Origin of the sequence: Sinorhizobium kostiense, assembly GCF_017874595.1 — a bacterium.
GTDB classification, from domain to species: domain Bacteria; phylum Pseudomonadota; class Alphaproteobacteria; order Rhizobiales; family Rhizobiaceae; genus Sinorhizobium; species Sinorhizobium kostiense.
Genome location: NZ_JAGILA010000002.1, coordinates 90,731 through 107,449, shown reverse-complemented (window position 1 = coordinate 107,449; position 16,719 = coordinate 90,731). Strand labels below are relative to the sequence as shown.

The window sequence follows — 16,719 nt, the reverse complement described above, 5'->3', positions numbered from 1 at the left end:
CCGAGTTGATCTCGCGCAATGCGTCGGATCGCCGCAAGCACTCTAATGCCTGCTCATGGCTGCCGACGCACGCCGGATGAGCGGGATTTGAAGTTGTTAAGTGGAAGAAGCATTGTCGTCGTTGCAGCGGATCAGGGGCTCCGAAGGTCCGTGGCGTTCGCGCTTGAGGTCGAAGGATATACGACCGAGTCCTACGACACCGTTCAGAAGGCCGAACACTCTTCCCGCGGCGCGCTGTGCACGATTGTCGATGATGAGATACTGAGATCGGAGCCGCAGGCCGCCACGCAATTCCTCAAGAATCTCGGAGCGAGAGCCGTTCTGTTGGTCGACGGCTTGTCGGCGCACAAAGCGCATGTCGACAATGCTGTATTGACGAAGCCGTTCACCGGCCCCGACCTGCTCGGCGTAATCAAATGCCTGATCGAAGCGGCTAAGTAATTTCCCTTAGTGACCTAACCGAATTTCTCCAATTCACGCGAATTGGCAATCTGTCCCCACAGCGAACAGGGGATAACACATGTACGCCGCCGCACAAGCCAGACAACAGTCCGTCGAGCAGGCCGAACAGCTCGCAAAGGCCCAGGTTTCCGGACCCCATCTTGTCGCCACCTACAAGGCAGGTCGCGAGATCTATGCAGAAGGCGATTTGAACGATAAGTGCTACCAGGTTTCGACTGGAGCCGTGCGCGTCTACCGCCTGCTTTCGGACGGGCGCCGGCAGGTCGTATCCTTTCATCTCCCAGGCGAAATGTTCGGTTTCGAAGCGGGAACCGACCATTCTTTCTTTGCCGAAGCCATAACGGACACAACACTGGCGGTCTTCGGGCGCCGGCATATGCAGGAACGTTCGCGCGACCTTCTCGCGCTCGCCTTGGCCGGGATGGCGCGGGCCCAGCAGCATCTCCTGGTGATCGGCAGGCAATGTGCCGTGGAGCGGATCGCCGCATTCCTCGTCGATCTTTGCGAACGTCAGGGAGGAGGCAGGCTGTTGCGACTGCCGATGTCGCGACAGGACATTGCCGACTATCTCGGTCTCACGATCGAGACGGTATCGCGTGTCATGACCAAGCTGAAGGCGCGTAGTGTCATCGCTCTCAGAGACGCAAGGACGGTGGACATCATGAGGCTCGACGCTCTTCGTTCGCTTTGCTGCTGAGGCTGAGTGCGAAGCCCAGGCGCGTTTCGAACCCGATTGGCGCGCTCGGTTCTGCCGCCTTCTCGAGGTCGGCCGCCAAACGGTGAGGTCGCTTCGCGCCGTGGAGGGAGAGGCCATGTTCGTCAGGGAAATGTCTCGGCGGGAATGCCACGAGATCGTCGCTTCCGGCGATCTGGCTCGACTGGCGTGCTGCAAGGGCGGCCAGCCTTACATCGTGCCCATCACCTATGCACTTTCGGGCACTCACCTTTATTGCTTTTCGATGCCGGGACAAAAAATCGATTGGATGCGCGCCAATCCCAACGTTTGTCTCCAGGTTGACCAGTTCTCTGGCAAGCTCAATTGGAAGAGTGTAGTCATTACCGGGCTTTACCGGGAGCTGCGTCCCTCAGGCGAACGCTACTGCGAATGCCTTGATGCATGGTCCCTTCTTCAAAGGAAGCCTAACTGGTGGGAGCCCGGCGGCCTGAAGCCTGTACCGCAACAGATTTCGGGCGGGTATGCGCACATCTTCTTCAGTATCGACATCGACGAGATGACTGGCCGCGAGACCTGCGAGGTTCAGCCGTAGCGCATCGGTCGCCAAACCGATTTTCGGGAAGCTCGATGTGCAGCCTCGAGGCGCTACAGAACCTTTGCGCGTCTGAAAAGAACCGCGGCTCTATCAAAGCTCTTCCGCCTGTCCCATGCGTCCGCATCGCTCACCCGCGGTAGATGCGGGGGAGGTGGGTCATCCCTCAACTTTCAGCATTTTCCATCAACTCGGCGAGGCGAGCCGCACGCCACCTTGATCTGAATCAAGGTGCTGCGGGAGCGCTTCTGACAATCCTCAGCAGACTTGGTGACGCGTGCGCCGGGGAGGCGCGCCGGTCAGCATTCGGAGAGACGTTGGGGACCCAACCATGAAACACACAGTCGAGATGATCGTGCTTGCGGTCGGCGCCTTCCTGGCGCTGGTCGGAGCAGGCTTCGCCCAGGATCGCCTTTTCGGCGCCCATATGTGGATTTTGTTCTTTGTGCTGCTCGGCGGCACGCTGGTGCTCATGCGCCGCACGGACTTTCGCCCCATACCCGCTGGCGGCGCGCCTCGGCAATCGGAGTATTTCGACGAGGTCGTAAAATATGGCGTTATCGCCACCATGTTCTGGGGCGTGGTGGGGTTCCTCGTTGGCGTGGTCGTGGCGTTGCAGCTTGCCTTTCCGGACCTCAACATCGAGCCCTGGTTCAATTTCGGCCGGGTCCGTCCACTGCACACCTCCGCCGTCATCTTTGCCTTCGGCGGCAACGCGCTGATCGCGACCTCCTTCTATGTCGTCCAGCGAACCAGCCGCGCGCGGCTGTTCGGCGGCGATCTCGGCTGGTTCGTGTTCTGGGGCTACCAGCTCTTCATTGTACTTGCAGCCACGGGTTACCTGCTCGGAATTACCCAGAGCCGCGAATACGCGGAGCCGGAATGGTATGTCGACCTCTGGCTCACCGTCGTCTGGGTTGCCTATCTTGTCGTCTTTCTGGGGACGATCCTGAAACGCAAGGAACCGCACATTTATGTGGCGAACTGGTTCTATCTCAGCTTCATCGTCACCATTGCGATGCTGCACGTGGTCAACAATCTGGCGGTGCCGGTCTCTTTCCTCGGATCCAAGAGCTACTCGGCTTTCTCAGGCGTGCAGGACGCGTTGACGCAATGGTGGTACGGCCACAACGCCGTCGGCTTCTTCCTGACGGCCGGCTTCCTGGCGATGATGTACTACTTCATCCCCAAGCAGGTTAACCGCCCCGTCTATTCCTACCGGCTGTCAATCATCCACTTCTGGGCGCTGATCTTCATGTACATCTGGGCGGGTCCCCACCACCTGCATTACACGGCACTGCCGGATTGGGCGCAGACGCTCGGCATGGTCTTCTCGGTCATGCTCTGGATGCCCTCCTGGGGCGGCATGATCAATGGTCTGATGACCCTCTCCGGCGCCTGGGACAAGGTCCGTACCGATCCCGTGGTCCGAATGATGGTCATGGCGGTCGCCTTCTACGGCATGGCGACCTTCGAGGGGCCGATGATGTCGATCAAGGCCGTGAACTCGCTCAGCCACTATACGGATTGGACCATCGGTCACGTGCATTCCGGCGCGCTCGGCTGGAACGGCCTCATCACTTTCGGCGCCATCTACTATCTCGTGCCGAAGCTCTGGAACCGCGAACGGCTCTATAGCGTGCGCATGGTCAATTGGCACTTCTGGCTCGCGACCCTCGGCATCGTCATCTACGCCGCCGTCATGTGGGTCGCCGGTATCCAGCAGGGGCTGATGTGGCGCGAGTACGACGACCAGGGCTTCCTCGTCTATTCCTTTGCGGAAACAGTCGCAGCCATGTTCCCCTACTACGTCATGCGCGCTGTCGGCGGCGCTCTGTTCCTGGCCGGCGCCGTGCTCATGGCCTTCAACATAACAATGACAATCCTCGGGCGGCTTCGCGACGAGGCTCCGATCGTCGGCGCTGTACCGCTGCCGGCGCCTGCAGAATAGGAGGGCTAGTCGATGTCCATTCTAGACAAACACGCGTTGCTCGAGCGAAATGCCACGCTTCTGCTGGTCGGTTCGCTTGTGGCCGTTTCCATCGGCGGAATCGTGGAAATAGCGCCGCTCTTCTACCTCGAGAATACCATCGAGAAGGTCGAAGGCATGCGGCCCTATTCGCCGCTCGAGCTCGCGGGCCGCGACATCTATATCCGTGAAGGCTGTTATGTCTGCCACAGCCAGATGGTCCGCCCGTTCCGAGACGAGGTCGAACGGTATGGACACTACTCGCTCGCCGCAGAATCCATGTACGACCATCCCTTCCAATGGGGATCGAAGCGAACTGGTCCGGATCTCGCCCGCGTAGGCGACCGCTATTCGAACGAATGGCATGTGCAGCACATGATCGAGCCGCGTTCGGTCGTTCCGGAATCGGTGATGCCGAGCTACGCCTTCCTCAAGGAGACACCGCTCGAGGTCCGGAACGTCGCGACGAGCCTCAAGGCCAACCGAGCGGTCGGCGTCCCTTACACCAACGAGATGATCGAAAATGCGGCCGCCGACCTGAGGGCTCAGGCCGATCCGAACGTGGACACGTCAGGCGTCGAGGCCCGCTATCCCAAGGCCAAGGTCGGCGACTTTGACGGTGACCCGCAGAAGCTGACCGAGATGGATGCGCTTGTCGCCTATCTCCAGATGCTCGGCACTCTCGTCGACTTTTCAACCTATGACGACGCAACCGGATACCGCTGAGGGGGCAGAGATGGAAACCTACACGGCAATGCGCCATTTCGCCGATAGCTGGGGCCTGCTTGCGATGGTGCTCTTCTTCCTCGGCGTTATCACCTTCACTTTCCGGCCAGGCGGCAAGAAGGCCGCTCAAAGGGCCGCCTCTATCCCGCTGCAGGAGGACTGATCCATGGCGGACAAGCAAAAACATGTTGACGAGGTCAGCGGCGTCGAAACGACCGGGCACGAGTGGGACGGAATCCGCGAGCTTAACAATCCCATGCCGCGCTGGTGGGTCTACACTTTCTACGCGACCATGCTCTGGGGAATCGGCTACACGATCGCCTATCCCGCCTGGCCGTTGTTGACCGAGGCCACCACCGGCGTGCTCGGTTACTCCAGCCGCGCGCAAGTCAGCACCGATCTCGCTGATGCGAAGGCGGGCCAGGCCAGCTACGTGAAACGCATCGCTTCAAGCACGGTCGATGAGATCATCGCCGATCCGCAGCTGCAGCAATTCGCGATCGCGGCCGGCGCTTCGGCCTTCAAAGTGAACTGCGCGCAATGCCATGGGTCGGGCGCGGCGGGTGCCGAGGGCTTCCCTAACCTGAACGACAACGATTGGCTCTGGGGCGGCAGCCCTGAGGAGCTTTACCACACGATCGCCCACGGCGTTCGCCATACCGGTGACGACGGGACGCGCGTTTCCGAGATGCCCTCCTTCGCCGACATGTTGACGCAGGATGAGCTGCGCCAGACCGCCGCCTATGTCGTAAGCCTCACCGGCACGCCGTCGGATGCAGCCTTGGCGGAGCCCGGAAAGCAGCTCTTTGCGGACAACTGCGCCTCCTGCCACGGAGAGGACGCCACCGGCAGCCGTGACTTCGGGGCGCCGAACCTCGCCGACGCGATCTGGCTGAAGGGCAGCGGCGAGCAGGCGGTGATCGAACAGATGAAGACGCCAAGACACGGCGTCATGCCGGCCTGGCTGCCGCGTCTCGGCGACAACACGGTCAAGCAACTCGCGATCTTCGTTCACTCGCTTGGCGGCGGCGAGTAGCCACCGGGATTTCGGGGACAACCAAGAGAGGCAGGGGCGAGCAGGGTGCCGCCTCTCGGGCAACCGCCCGGGAGTGGGGCGCCCTGCCTTTTCAATCAATCGCTGCTTCGGCTGAAGTCCGGCCGGTCCCTCAGGCCGGCCCCAGGTGCGCCGCAAACGCTGGAGAGACGCCTGGCGGCGACTTGCCGCACCCTCGGCAAGCGCATACTTGACGCAGATCAAGGTCTCCTGGCCCCGCATCGGGCAAAACTCTTTGACAAACGAATGATTGTCGAGACACCTGCCCATGCTTCACCAGCCCGTGAACAAGGCCGCCACCGTCGAACGGCTCGAAGCCGAACCGGTCAATGCCGCGCATGTCCGCAAGCCGCTCTATGAAAAGCGCCGGAAGATCTTCCCGAAACGGGCAGAGGGCCGCTTCCGGCAGTTCAAGTGGCTGGTGATGCTGGTGACGCTCGGCATTTACTATCTGACGCCGTGGATCCGCTGGGACCGCGGGGAGCATGCGCCAGATCAGGCAGTTCTCATCGACCTCGCTTCCCGACGCTTTTATTTCTTCTTCATCGAGATATGGCCGCAGGAATTCTTTTTCGTCGCGGGTCTTCTGGTGATGGCAGGCTTCGGCCTGTTCCTTGTGACCTCGGCGGTCGGGCGCGCCTGGTGCGGCTATACCTGCCCGCAGACGGTCTGGGTCGATCTCTTCCTGGTCGTCGAGCGCTTCATCGAAGGGGACCGCAATGCCCGAATGCGCCTCGACGCCGCGCCCTGGAGCCTCGACAAGATCCGCAAGCGCGTAGCCAAGCATGCGATCTGGATGGCAATCGGGGTTGCGACCGGAGGCGCCTGGATATTCTATTTTGCCGATGCGCCATCGCTCCTGGCGAGCCTGCTCACGCTGGATGCGCCATCCGTCGCCTATACCACCATCGCGATCCTGACGGCCACGACCTACGTTTTCGGCGGGCTGATGCGCGAGCAGGTTTGCACCTATATGTGCCCTTGGCCGCGCATCCAGGCGGCCATGCTGGACGAGAACTCGCTCGTCGTCACCTACAACGACTGGCGTGGCGAGCCGCGCTCACGCCACGCGAAGAAGGCCGCCGCGGCAGGAGAGGTCGTCGGCGATTGCGTCGATTGCAACGCCTGCGTCGCTGTTTGCCCCATGGGCATCGACATCCGCGACGGACAGCAGCTCGAATGCATCACCTGCGCCCTCTGTATCGATGCCTGTGACGGCGTAATGGACAAACTCGGTCGCGAGCGCGGCCTGATCTCCTATGCGACACTCAGCGACTATGCCGCCAATATGAGCCTCGCAACCAGCGGCGGGACAGCGCCCATTGATCCGACACGCGTGCGCGATACCAACGGTGCCTTCACCGACGACGTGCGGGATCTCAACTGGCGCATCATCTTGCGCCCTCGCGTTCTCCTCTATTTCGGCGTCTGGACGCTCGTCGGAATCGGTCTTCTGATCGGCCTGCTGGCGCGCGATCGCCTGGAGCTGAATGTCCTTCACGACCGCAACCCCCAATTCGTCGTCGAATCCGACGGTTCCGTGCGCAACGGCTACGTGGTCAAGCTGCTCAATATGATCCCCGAACAGCGCACCATCAGCCTGCGGATCGAGGGTATGCCGGGCGCGACCATGCGCGTGGCAGGACAGGCGACCGGGCGGAGCTTCACGCTCGGCGTCGAGCCGGACAAGGTCACGTCGCTCAAGATATTCGTCACCCTGCCCAAGGCTTCTTTTGCCGAGGCGGAAGAAGGTTTTGCCCTCGTTGCAGAGGATCCGTCCAGCCACGAACGCGACGTGTATCAGGCCAATTTCAACCTGCCCGGAGCAGAAAGATGATGAGCATGGCAGCGAAACGGCGCAGCCCGACGCGCGGATTTACCGGTTGGCATATGGTGGCCGTGATGGGCCTCTTCTTCGGCACCATCATCTCCGTCAATCTCATCATGGCTTGGAATGCCAGCCGCAGCTGGAGCGGCCTTGTCGTCGAGAACACCTATATCGCCAGCCAGCAATTCAACGGCAAGGTCGCCGAGAGCCGCGCATTTGAGGCAAGCGGCATCAAGGGCCGGCTGACAGCTGCGTCCGAAGAGATCCGCTACGTGCTCACGCGCAACGGCGAGCCGGAGCGACAGATCGACAGGGTCGTCGCAGTTCTCAAACGGCCGGTCGAGGAGCGTGAGGACCTTTTCGTCGAGTTCGATCGTCGGGGCGAGGGCTCTTTCGTCTTGGCTGAAAAGTTGAAACCCGGCCAATGGATTGCCGCCATTACCGCGATGGCGGGGGATGCTGTGGTCTACCGCCAGTCCATCCGCTTCATTGCGGGGGGAGAAGAACAATGAGCTGCTGCGCCGTTGGTGCCGCATCTATGACAGTTGCCGAGGGGGGGCAGGCGCTGCCAGCCTCCGAAGAGCTTTGGCTTGCGAGCCGGGAGCTCGGAGGTGGACTGCGCCAGACGGAACTAAGCGTCCCAGGCGTCCATTGCGGCGCCTGCATCGCCACGATCGAAGGAGCTCTGCGCGACCGACCCGAGATCGAACGCGCCCGTGTCAATCTCTCCTCCCGCCGCGTTTCGATCGTCTGGAGGGAGGAGGTTGCCGGGAGCCGCAGCGATCCCTCCGAATTCATGCGTGCCATCGCTGAGCGTGGCTATCAGGCGCACCTCTTCTCGCCCGGCGTGGATGCAGGCGATGACCTGCTGAAGCAGCTGATCCTTGCGGTTGCCGTTTCGGGCTTTGCCGCGACGAACATCATGCTGCTCTCGGTCTCCGTGTGGTCAGGTGCGGATGCGGCCACTCGCGATCTCTTCCACTGGATCTCGGCACTGATCGCCGGACCAGCACTGATCTATGCGGGTCGTTTCTTCTACCAATCGGCATGGAACGCGCTCCGTAACGGGCGGACGAACATGGATGTGCCGATCGCGCTCGCCGTCACTCTTTCCTACGGCATGTCGCTATATGAGACGATCGGCCACGGCGACCATGCCTGGTTCGATGCATCTGTGACCTTGCTGTTTTTCCTGCTAATCGGTCGCACGCTCGACCACATGATGCGGGACCGGGCTCGGTCGGCAGTCAGCGGTCTGGCGCGCCTGTCACCCCGCGGGGCCACGATCCTTCATCCGGACGGCTCGCGCGAGTACCGCTCTATTGAAGAGATTAAGGCAGGCGAATGCCTGATGATCGCTGCCGGCGAGCGGATCCCGGTGGATGGACGCGTGCTGTCCGGGACGAGCGACCTCGATCGCTCCGTTGTCAGTGGTGAGAGTGCGCCGGTGACGGTCGCCGCAGGCGATGCGGTCCAGGCCGGCACGCTCAATCTTACCGGACCGCTCACGCTAAAGGCGACCGCCGCGGCGCGCGACTCCTTTCTTGCCGAGATCATGGGGCTGATGGAGGCTGCCGAAGGGGGCAGGGCGCGCTACCGGCGCATTGCCGACCGCGCCGCTCGCTATTACTCGCCGGCCGTCCATCTGTTGGCGCTTCTGACCTTCGTCGGCTGGATCCTGGTCGAGGGCGACATCCGCCATGCCATGCTGGTCGCGGTGGCGGTACTCATCATCACCTGCCCCTGCGCGCTCGGCCTTGCAGTACCGGTGGTCCAAGTCGTTGCAGCCGGACGACTTTTCCAAGGCGGCGTCATGGTCAAGGATGGCTCGGCGATGGAGCGGCTTGCCGAAATCGACACGGTGCTCCTCGATAAGACCGGCACTCTGACTGTTGGCAGACCACGGCTCGTGAACGCGCACGAAATCACACCGGGCGCGCTCGCGACGGCGGCGGCGCTCGCGGTGCATTCGCGCCATCCGCTCGCATCGGCGATCCAGGATGCGGCAGGGGCAGTTTCACCGCTTGCATGCGACATCCGGGAGATCCCCGGGGCTGGCATCGAGGCGAAAACGGTAAATGGCGTCTATCGGCTCGGGAGTCGCGATTTTGCGGTGGCGGAGCCGGGCCCTGAAAGCGGGCAATCGGAGGCGATCCTGTCGCTTGATCATCGCGAGCTTGCCTGCTTCCGTTTCGAAGACCGGCTGCGGCCGGCAGCTTACGAATCGATCAAGGCCCTCGGCCGCCTGGGTCTTTCGACCGTAATTCTCTCCGGCGACCGGGAGCCGGTGGTGGCGGCACTTGCCCGGAAACTGAAGATTGCGAATTGGCATGCCGAACTCTCGCCCCGCGGGAAGGTGGAAGCCTGCGCCGCTGTCGCGGAGGAAGGCCGCAGGGCTCTGATGGTGGGCGACGGCATCAACGACGCGCCGGCTCTGCGCGCGGCTCATGTTTCAATGGCACCGGCCACCGCTGCCGATGTCGGTCGCCAAGCGGCAGACTTCGTCTTCATGCATTCGCCACTGTCGGCCGTTCCCTTCGCCATCGAAACGGCGCGGCGTGCTGGTCGCCTGATCCGGCAGAATTTCGTGCTGGCAATCGGTTACAACATCGTCGCCGTGCCGATCGCCATCCTCGGCTACGCGACCCCCCTCGTCGCCGCGGTCGCGATGTCGACCTCGTCGCTCGTGGTGGTGGTCAACGCCCTGAGGCTGAAGGCTACTGTTCCCACCGCGACCGGTGGGGCCGAGATTCTCCCTCTCTCGCTGACGGCGAGCAGGACCACCGCATGAACACGCTCATCTATCTCATTCCAATAGCTCTCATTCTCGGAGGGCTCGGGCTGGCTGCTTTTCTCTGGGCGCTCAAGAGCGGGCAATACGAGGATCTCGATGGTGCGTCCTGGCGGGTTCTCGATGATGAAGATTGCCGGCCGTGAAAGGCGCGCTCATCCATAGTTGTTTGACCGAGGTCAAGTAGTCGCACCCGTTAGACTGCTAGATTTGCCATGATCTTTATTGGGGCAGGTGCAATGAAGACTTTGCAATTGACTTCGAGCGACAGGGCCATCCTCGCGTGTTCCCGCTTCTTCGGGCGGCTGCCGCACGCCACCGTCGAGGCTATTCTCGAGGGTGCAACGCTTTCCAGCCACGAAGAGCATGATGTTCTGTTCCGCCAAGGCGACAGCATTGATGATGTTTTCTTCGTGATTTCCGGGCTTGTCCGTCTCTACCGGCTGGGAAAGGAAGGGCGCGAAGCTGATGTCGCCGTATTTCCGAAGGGGGAAATGTTCGCCGAGAACGCAATGTTTCTCGGTCGCGCCACCGCCAGCGCAGAAGCGGCCGAGGCATCGATCATCCTGCGGCTGGACGGCCGCAAGCTTCGGCAGTTCGCTGCGGTAGATCCCGAGGTGGCGCAAGCTTTGATCGAACATCTCTGCCATCGCGGCAAGATGACCGAGGATCTCCTCGCCGAGGATCGCCTGCTCACCGCTCCTCAGCGCGTTGCGAGTTATATCCTCAGCCATTGCCCCAACGGCTCGACAAGCTTCTCGTTTCGACTTCCATTTCAGAAGAACGTTCTCGCCGGCAAGCTTGGGCTGGCGCCAGAGGCGCTTTCACGCGCCTTCTCGACGCTACGCCTGTCCGGCGTCTCCGTAAAAGGCCGCCTTATCGAGATTCGCGACCGGCAGGCGCTCGAACGGTTCTGACGTAGCGGTACCGCGGTGCCGGATGTGAAGCGGCGCAGTGAACTGTTGCTGGCATCGACCATTGTTGCGACCGCGTATCTCCAGCAGTGGAAGCCGTCGGAGCGTTTCGGCTGAAGACAGGAACGTCCCCGGGCACGCGGTTCGGAATATTTCGATGCGCGAAGGCACTCGGTGCGCATTGGCCCCGATTCGGGGGCGCGAAATAGCGTTGATTTTCTTGGAGAAAATGGTCGGAGCGACTGGACTCGAACCAGCGACCCCTTGACCCCCAGTCAAGTGCGCTACCGGGCTGCGCTACGCTCCGACCCGCTTCGTTACAAGCCCGCTTTCATTAGTCGGATCGCTCGACCGGCGCAAGGGAAAAATGGATACTGTCCCGTCCGTCGCTCGTGATGCGTGCTTCCGTTTACGAGCGGATACCCGGGAACCGCTTTGTGATTTGGCTCCCGTCGCGATGGAGGATAGACTGCGCCGGCAACAAAAGGAGCAGCCCCTATGAAGAGCATCCTCGTACTTGCAGCCGCTTTCGCGTTATCGACGACGGCGGCGTCCGCTGCATGCCTGGGGCATGACAAGACGGCATCGACCGATGCGGTCGATAAGGAGATCACGACGGCGAGCGTCGCCAAGGCGGAACAGTCGACGCCGAGCGAGGACCTCCTTCTCCAGCAGAAACTGCAGCAAGAAAAATCCGAGACCGAAGAATAGGGTCGGACCGCCGGGCCTCGTGGGACCTATCCTCCCGAGGCCCGACTCTACAGCGACGCGCCTTATCAGACGCGCAAAGATCGCCGTCGCGCTTTGGATTGCCGACATTTCTCCCAGCATCTTCCTCCAGCGTGAACCAGTCTGCGGAGCTCTGCGGCCGCGGTGAGCTTTGCGTACCAGTTCTGGTCGCGAACCTGCCGAGCGCAGGCGGTCTCGTGCTCATTGTCGTTCGGTGGCCGCCTTACGGCGGCGGCGATACTCGAGTGCAGCACAGCCCCAGAGGATCCCGAGCAGCAGGTAGAAATGCCGCCAGTGATCGGTGTCGATGACGTTGCCGATGCCGACATGGCCGATCAACGTCACCCAGGCGATCATCAGGTAAGGCTGCCAGGGCCTATCGAGCAGAAGGAAACGGAAGCCGAGCGAGAGCGTCCAAACAATGAGCGTGACATAGGCCACGAGGCCCAGCCAGCCGTAGGAGGTCAGGCACTTCAGCCAGATGTTGTGCTCGTCTTCCAGGAAAATGGAGCCGAAGACCAGCGGCCCAATGCCGAGCGGCTTTTCCATGGACATCAGGAACCCGATCCGGTGCCGATCGAAGCGGCCAAGATGGCCGCCGTCGTATTCCTGAACCAGCTGCGTGCGGCTCGAAAAGAGGGTCGCGACCTGTTCTGACTGCAACGCCACGGCAAGTGCCGCCACGACGAAGATCGCACCGCAGAGGGCGAGCGTGAGGGTCCTCAGACGGAACATCCCGCGTCGCTCCTTCAAGAGCATGATGAAGACCAGCGAGACGACGCAAAAGAGATAGAGCGCCCAGGCCGCCCGCGAGAAGGAGAGGAAGACGCCGAGCGTCAGGATCGATAGGCCGGCGATCTTCAGAGGGGCACGGTGGATCGGCTGCGTGAGCAGCCCGTGGATGAGATAGAGCGCCGGCGCGGCGAGATAGGGACCGAAGACGTTTGGATCCTGGAATGCGCCCTTTGCGCGGTCATAGAGCGTGAAACTTGCCGCCCCCGGTATGGCGCCGAAGTAACCGAGAATGCCTAGCAGGGCAGTGATGAGCGCCGCGGCGGTCCAGGCGTTGAAGATGAGCGGCAGCCGGCTCTGGCGGCCTTCGATGATGGCTGCGAAGAAGGCAGCCGAGAGCGCGAGAAAGCCGGAGACGGCCATGTATATCGCCCCGGCCGAAAGATCGGCCATGACGGTGAGCGACAGGATGCCCCCGACCAGGAAGAGGACGAGCAGGGCAAGCAGCGGAGCAATGTGGCGGGAGATCCTGAGGCCGAAGAGAGCCCATATGCCGATGAGGCCAACGAGGAACACTTCGTATGGAGCGGGCTCCACGATGACGAAGCCCGAAAGGAACACGGCGATCGCCACCAGGCTCGAACCGAGAATGGTGATCGCGGTCAGTTGCGGGCGGAGCACGGGAGGATGGGTGACGCCCGCGGTGGTCAATAGGCGTTTTCCGTGTTGAACAGCCGGATCGGCGTCAGAAACAGGATCTTCAGGTCGAAGAGCAGGGACCAGTTCTCGATGTAATAAAGGTCGAATGCCGTTCGTAAACGAATCTTCTCGTCACTGTCGATTTCACCGCGCCAGCCGTTGACCTGTGCCCAGCCGGTCACGCCAGGCTTGACGCGGTGGCGGGCGAAATAGCCGTCGACGACATCCGCAAAGGCGCGATCCTGGGTCTGCGCGAGGACCGCATGCGGCCGCGGCCCGACCAACGAGAGTTCACCTTTCAGGACGTTGAAGATCTGCGGCAGTTCGTCAATCGAGGACTTGCGCAGGAAACGGCCGACGGGCGTGACACGCGGATCGCCCTTCGTCACCGCATTGCGTGCGGTCGGATCGGTCAGGTGCGTGTACATGGAACGGAACTTGTAGACGTCGATCACCTCATTGTTGAAACCGTGCCGCTTCTGCTTGAAGATGATCGGACCGGGTGAGGTGAGCTTGACGGCCACTGCGGCAGCGAGCATCACCGGCCAGAGCAGCGCGAGCGCGACAATGCTGAAGAAGATGTCAAAGCATCGCTTGGCGACGGAATCCCAATCGGCGATCGGCTTGTCGAAAATGTCGAGCATCGGCACCTGGCCGACATGGGAATAGCTGCGCGGGCGGAAACGCAAATTGTTGGCGTGGGCCGCAAGGCGGATGTCGGCGGGAAGGACCCAGAGCTTCTTCAGGAGCGCGAGGATGCGATCTTCGGCGGTGAGCGGCAGAGAGAAGATCAGCATGTCGATCCGCGCCATCCGCGCGAACTCGACCAGTTCATCGACCGTGCCGAGCTTCGGATAGCCGGCGATGACATTCGGCGATCGGCGTTCGTCGCGGTCATCGAAGATGCCGCAGATGCGGATGTCGTTGTCGGGCTGGTGCTCGATGGCGCGAATAAGGTCCCTTGCCGGAGCGCCGCCGCCGATGATCACGGCGCGGCGTTCCATCGTGCCGTTGCGTGACCAATGCCGGATGGAATAGGCAATGAATGCACGCTCGGCGACGAGGAAGATCGCCCCGGCGAGGAACCATCCACCGACCCAGACACGGGAGTAGAGATGGCCGGATTTCAGGAAGAAGAGGATCAGGGCGATCGCGCCGAAGGTCGCCGCCCAGGCGCCGAGTATGCGTGGGGTCATGCGAAGCCATGCCCTGAGCGTCGGAATCTGATAGCCGTCCGCAATCTGCATGCCGATCACGGCGAGCGCAGAACCGCCGGCGAGGATGGCGAGATAGACCGGCAGATCTTCGAGCGAAGGGCCGACATACTGCGTGTTTATCGCGTAGCCGATGGCAAAGAGGGCGCAGAAATCGAGGAGGCGGATAAGGCCGATCATCATTGCAGGCGAATAGGTGTCGGCTTGAAATTGTGCCGCAATCTGCCGAGCCAGCGGGTTGAGGGCAGCGGGAGCTTTCTGGGCTCGCTTCTCCTCCCGGTTGGCCGTTGCGATCTTCGACACCTTCTCGCGAAGCGCTTCGGTATCGAAGGTTTCGGGCCTGTCTATCTGGTTCATAGTGTCTTTCCGGCGCAATGGTCCTTTGCCCGGATAGCAGAAAGCCGCTAAGAAACGCTTACGTCACGCTAGCGCGCGATGAGGAAAGTTCGCGCGGTTTTCAGCCCGCATCCGCGCTAACCTTTTAGAATTCGTCACGTTTATGACTTTAGGTCGATCCTACCTGAGATCCATCGTAATCTGAGGCGCGCTTCGCCTGCTCGCGGCTCGTGCGTAAGCTCGCGATAGAGCTCCATGACTCGGTTGGCCATGACCGAGGCAGAAAAGCTGGCCCTGACCCGCTCGCGATCCGGCATCGTCCGGACGGCCCAGCCCGTGTCCTCGATGGTGGCAGCCATCGTGGCGGCGAGTGCCTGAGCGTTGTCCGGTTCGACAAGCGCCCGGCTATCGGCGCCCAGAACCTCGGGAATTCCTCCAACGCGTGTCGCTATCACCGGCTTTTCGGCGGCGAGCGCCTCAAGAAAAAGGTAGGGCATCGATTCCGCGCGCGAAGGTATCACCACTGTTCGGGCGAGCGCGAAGGCCTCACGGGTCCGCATCGCGGGAAGCAGGCTGATCCGATCGCTCAGTCCCATCCGAGCTGCCATTGCCTCGTATTGCCGCCGTTGCGGACCATCACCGATCATCACGGCCGAGAGGGGGCGCCCGACGGCGCGCTCCGTCTCGGCAAATGCGTCGATAAACAAATCGGGTCCCTTGAGGTCCCGCATCATGCCGATGTAGGCGAAATCGACGGCGTCCGGGTTTGTTTCCACTGGCGCGAAGTCGGCATCCCCGACGCCGTTATAGATCAGTTCGCTGCGCCCCGCCGGTTGGCCGATCTTCGCGAAATAAGTCTGGCGCTCGTAGTCGCAGACGAAGACCAGTGCCTCGGTAAGACCCTCCTGCAAACGCTCCAGCCGGAAGACGATGCCGCCCGCCAACGACTTCCGGTCGTAGTGCAGGCTGCCGCCATGCGGCGAATAAAGGCGGGCTACGCGATACTTTTCGACCCGCAGGGCTGAACCGACGATGCGTGCGAGCGCGCCGCCCTTGGCGCCGTGCCCGTGCAGCACATCGGGTTGCAAACCTCTGATTTCCTTATAACAGCGCCACAGCACGCCGAGGTCCGAAGGACCCACGGTGCGGTGAATGGGCACGCGAATGATTCCAAGTTCGAGGAAAGGCCGCACTGCGTCGAAAAGTGCGTCCTCGTGGGCCCCGCCGGTCGTGCTGTCGCAGAGAATACCGACCTTGTGGCCGGCCCGCGCATGTGCTTCAGCCAGATCGCGCACATGGCGGAAAATTCCGCCGACGGGCGATCTGAAGCAGTGCAGGATACGCAGAGGACGTTCGTTCCTCATGGTTCTCAGAACAGCCGTTCGCGAACATAGATCGTGTCGCCGGCCAGCACTGGATCGGTGATCGGCACCCGGCCGGTAATGATCCGGCCGTTGACCTTGCGGGTGATGTCGGCATTGAGCTGGTTGGCGCGTGGCGTGAAGCCGCCGGCGACCGCAATCGCGTTCTGCACCGTCATGCCGGGAACATAAGCGTATTGCCCGGCCTGTCCGACCTCGCCCATGATGAAGACCGAGCGATAGCGGTCGACCTCGATCGTCACATCCGGATCCTTGAGGTAACCCTCCCGCAACTTCGCAGCGATCATGCCCTCGAGTTCCGGCAGCGTATGGCCGCGCGACGGCACCGCCCCGATCAGCGGAAATGCGACATAGCCGGCCTGGTCAACTGTATAGGTGCCGCTGAGGGAAGGCTGCTCGAAGACGTTGATGCGCAACCTGTCGCCGCTGTCCAGGCGGTAGGGCTGGATCGTCGCCTCGCTGAATGATTTGGGCGCCGGCTGATAGCTGGTGCAGGCGCCGGCGAGCGCCGCCATGAGCGCAATGCCGAAAGCGCGCGCTATCTTTGTGCCTGCGGTCGACATGCGGGTCAGGGCTCCGGGAAAATCACCTCATTGGGGACGTTATCGATCCGTT

17 protein-coding genes and 1 tRNA gene are annotated in these 16,719 nt (G+C 61.9%); 13 read left to right on the top strand and 5 right to left on the bottom strand.

The genetic code is table 11. From position 1 onward, the window contains the following. Positions 1–18 precede the first annotated feature (18 nt). From J2Z31_RS06920 to J2Z31_RS06865, 12 genes are all read left to right on the top strand, one after another. Complete coding sequence (locus tag J2Z31_RS06920; protein WP_408022019.1) at positions 19–441, top strand: response regulator transcription factor; 423 nt, start codon at positions 19–21, stop codon at positions 439–441. Positions 442–520: 79 nt separating this feature from the next. Further along, positions 521–1,159, top strand: coding sequence for a helix-turn-helix domain-containing protein (locus J2Z31_RS06915; protein WP_209601183.1), 639 nt, complete (start codon positions 521–523; stop codon positions 1,157–1,159). Positions 1,160–1,274: 115 nt separating this feature from the next. Next, on the top strand, positions 1,275–1,730 hold the full coding sequence (locus tag J2Z31_RS06910; protein WP_209601182.1) for a pyridoxamine 5'-phosphate oxidase family protein: 456 nt from the start codon (positions 1,275–1,277) through the stop codon (positions 1,728–1,730). A gap of 331 nt (positions 1,731–2,061) precedes the next feature. Then, on the top strand, positions 2,062–3,681 hold the full coding sequence (ccoN, locus tag J2Z31_RS06905; RefSeq protein WP_209601181.1) for a cytochrome-c oxidase, cbb3-type subunit I: 1,620 nt from the start codon (positions 2,062–2,064) through the stop codon (positions 3,679–3,681). A gap of 12 nt (positions 3,682–3,693) precedes the next feature. Beyond that, positions 3,694–4,425, top strand: coding sequence for a cytochrome-c oxidase, cbb3-type subunit II (gene ccoO / locus J2Z31_RS06900; RefSeq protein WP_209601180.1), 732 nt, complete (start codon positions 3,694–3,696; stop codon positions 4,423–4,425). Positions 4,426–4,435: 10 nt separating this feature from the next. Next, positions 4,436–4,588 carry a cbb3-type cytochrome c oxidase subunit 3 gene (locus J2Z31_RS06895; protein WP_209601179.1) on the top strand — a complete coding sequence of 51 codons (153 nt, stop codon included), beginning with the start codon at positions 4,436–4,438 and terminating at the stop codon, positions 4,586–4,588. Positions 4,589–4,591: 3 nt separating this feature from the next. Next, positions 4,592–5,461: a cytochrome-c oxidase, cbb3-type subunit III gene (gene ccoP / locus J2Z31_RS06890; RefSeq protein ID WP_209601178.1), complete on the top strand. Its 870-nt coding sequence runs from the start codon at positions 4,592–4,594 to the stop codon at positions 5,459–5,461. A gap of 286 nt (positions 5,462–5,747) precedes the next feature. Further along, positions 5,748–7,316 (top strand): cytochrome c oxidase accessory protein CcoG, encoded by a 1,569-nt coding sequence (gene ccoG, locus J2Z31_RS06885; RefSeq protein WP_209601177.1) that lies wholly within the window; start codon positions 5,748–5,750, stop codon positions 7,314–7,316. Continuing rightward, positions 7,316–7,819 (top strand): FixH family protein, encoded by a 504-nt coding sequence (locus tag J2Z31_RS06880; protein ID WP_209602256.1) that lies wholly within the window; start codon positions 7,316–7,318, stop codon positions 7,817–7,819. Before ccoG ends, J2Z31_RS06880 begins: the two co-directional genes overlap by 1 nt. Then, the gene (locus tag J2Z31_RS06875; protein WP_209601176.1) at positions 7,816–10,098 is read left to right on the top strand and encodes a cation-translocating P-type ATPase; all 2,283 of its coding nucleotides are present in this window, start codon (positions 7,816–7,818) and stop codon (positions 10,096–10,098) included. Before J2Z31_RS06880 ends, J2Z31_RS06875 begins: the two co-directional genes overlap by 4 nt. Beyond that, entirely contained in the window at positions 10,095–10,244 is a 150-nt protein-coding gene (ccoS, locus tag J2Z31_RS06870) for a cbb3-type cytochrome oxidase assembly protein CcoS (RefSeq protein ID WP_209601175.1), read from the top strand. The genes J2Z31_RS06875 and ccoS overlap by 4 nt, the downstream gene beginning before the upstream one ends. A gap of 93 nt (positions 10,245–10,337) precedes the next feature. Then, on the top strand, positions 10,338–11,015 hold the full coding sequence (locus J2Z31_RS06865; protein ID WP_209601174.1) for a Crp/Fnr family transcriptional regulator: 678 nt from the start codon (positions 10,338–10,340) through the stop codon (positions 11,013–11,015). 227 nt (positions 11,016–11,242) lie between these two features. On the opposite strand, the gene J2Z31_RS06860 is transcribed toward J2Z31_RS06865, so the two are convergent. Continuing rightward, positions 11,243–11,319, bottom strand: a tRNA-Pro gene (locus J2Z31_RS06860). Positions 11,320–11,510: 191 nt separating this feature from the next. Between J2Z31_RS06860 and J2Z31_RS06855 the strand changes: the two genes are divergently transcribed. After that, positions 11,511–11,723: a hypothetical protein gene (locus tag J2Z31_RS06855; protein ID WP_209601173.1), complete on the top strand. Its 213-nt coding sequence runs from the start codon at positions 11,511–11,513 to the stop codon at positions 11,721–11,723. Between the two features lie 219 nt (positions 11,724–11,942). Here J2Z31_RS06855 and J2Z31_RS06850 read toward each other — a convergent pair whose 3' ends face one another. The 4 genes from J2Z31_RS06850 to J2Z31_RS06835 form a co-directional block, all read right to left on the bottom strand. Beyond that, entirely contained in the window at positions 11,943–13,184 is a 1,242-nt protein-coding gene (locus J2Z31_RS06850) for an O-antigen ligase family protein (RefSeq protein ID WP_209601172.1), read from the bottom strand. Then, positions 13,181–14,743 carry an undecaprenyl-phosphate glucose phosphotransferase gene (locus tag J2Z31_RS06845; protein WP_209601171.1) on the bottom strand — a complete coding sequence of 521 codons (1,563 nt, stop codon included), beginning with the start codon at positions 14,741–14,743 and terminating at the stop codon, positions 13,181–13,183. The genes J2Z31_RS06850 and J2Z31_RS06845 overlap by 4 nt, the downstream gene beginning before the upstream one ends. Positions 14,744–14,883: 140 nt before the next feature. Beyond that, entirely contained in the window at positions 14,884–16,086 is a 1,203-nt protein-coding gene (locus J2Z31_RS06840; RefSeq protein WP_209601170.1) for a glycosyltransferase family 4 protein, read from the bottom strand. A 5-nt stretch (positions 16,087–16,091) separates the two neighbouring features. Next, positions 16,092–16,667: a polysaccharide biosynthesis/export family protein gene (locus tag J2Z31_RS06835; RefSeq protein WP_209601169.1), complete on the bottom strand. Its 576-nt coding sequence runs from the start codon at positions 16,665–16,667 to the stop codon at positions 16,092–16,094. Between the last annotated feature and the right edge of the window lie 52 nt (positions 16,668–16,719).

Bases quoted from the DNA above. Each gene is read 5' to 3' on its own strand.
- J2Z31_RS06920 (WP_408022019.1), top strand. From the start codon at position 19: ATGCGTCGGATCGCCGCAAGCACTCTAATGCCTGCTCATGGCTGCCGA.
- J2Z31_RS06915 (WP_209601183.1), top strand. From the start codon at position 521: ATGTACGCCGCCGCACAAGCCAGACAACAGTCCGTCGAGCAGGCCGAA.
- J2Z31_RS06910 (WP_209601182.1), top strand. From the start codon at position 1,275: ATGTTCGTCAGGGAAATGTCTCGGCGGGAATGCCACGAGATCGTCGCT.
- ccoN (WP_209601181.1), top strand. From the start codon at position 2,062: ATGAAACACACAGTCGAGATGATCGTGCTTGCGGTCGGCGCCTTCCTG.
- ccoO (WP_209601180.1), top strand. From the start codon at position 3,694: ATGTCCATTCTAGACAAACACGCGTTGCTCGAGCGAAATGCCACGCTT.
- J2Z31_RS06895 (WP_209601179.1), top strand. From the start codon at position 4,436: ATGGAAACCTACACGGCAATGCGCCATTTCGCCGATAGCTGGGGCCTG.
- ccoP (WP_209601178.1), top strand. From the start codon at position 4,592: ATGGCGGACAAGCAAAAACATGTTGACGAGGTCAGCGGCGTCGAAACG.
- ccoG (WP_209601177.1), top strand. From the start codon at position 5,748: ATGCTTCACCAGCCCGTGAACAAGGCCGCCACCGTCGAACGGCTCGAA.
- J2Z31_RS06880 (WP_209602256.1), top strand. From the start codon at position 7,316: ATGAGCATGGCAGCGAAACGGCGCAGCCCGACGCGCGGATTTACCGGT.
- J2Z31_RS06875 (WP_209601176.1), top strand. From the start codon at position 7,816: ATGAGCTGCTGCGCCGTTGGTGCCGCATCTATGACAGTTGCCGAGGGG.
- ccoS (WP_209601175.1), top strand. From the start codon at position 10,095: ATGAACACGCTCATCTATCTCATTCCAATAGCTCTCATTCTCGGAGGG.
- J2Z31_RS06865 (WP_209601174.1), top strand. From the start codon at position 10,338: ATGAAGACTTTGCAATTGACTTCGAGCGACAGGGCCATCCTCGCGTGT.
- J2Z31_RS06855 (WP_209601173.1), top strand. From the start codon at position 11,511: ATGAAGAGCATCCTCGTACTTGCAGCCGCTTTCGCGTTATCGACGACG.
- J2Z31_RS06845 (WP_209601171.1), bottom strand. From the start codon at position 14,743: ATGAACCAGATAGACAGGCCCGAAACCTTCGATACCGAAGCGCTTCGC.
- J2Z31_RS06840 (WP_209601170.1), bottom strand. From the start codon at position 16,086: ATGAGGAACGAACGTCCTCTGCGTATCCTGCACTGCTTCAGATCGCCC.
- J2Z31_RS06835 (WP_209601169.1), bottom strand. From the start codon at position 16,667: ATGTCGACCGCAGGCACAAAGATAGCGCGCGCTTTCGGCATTGCGCTC.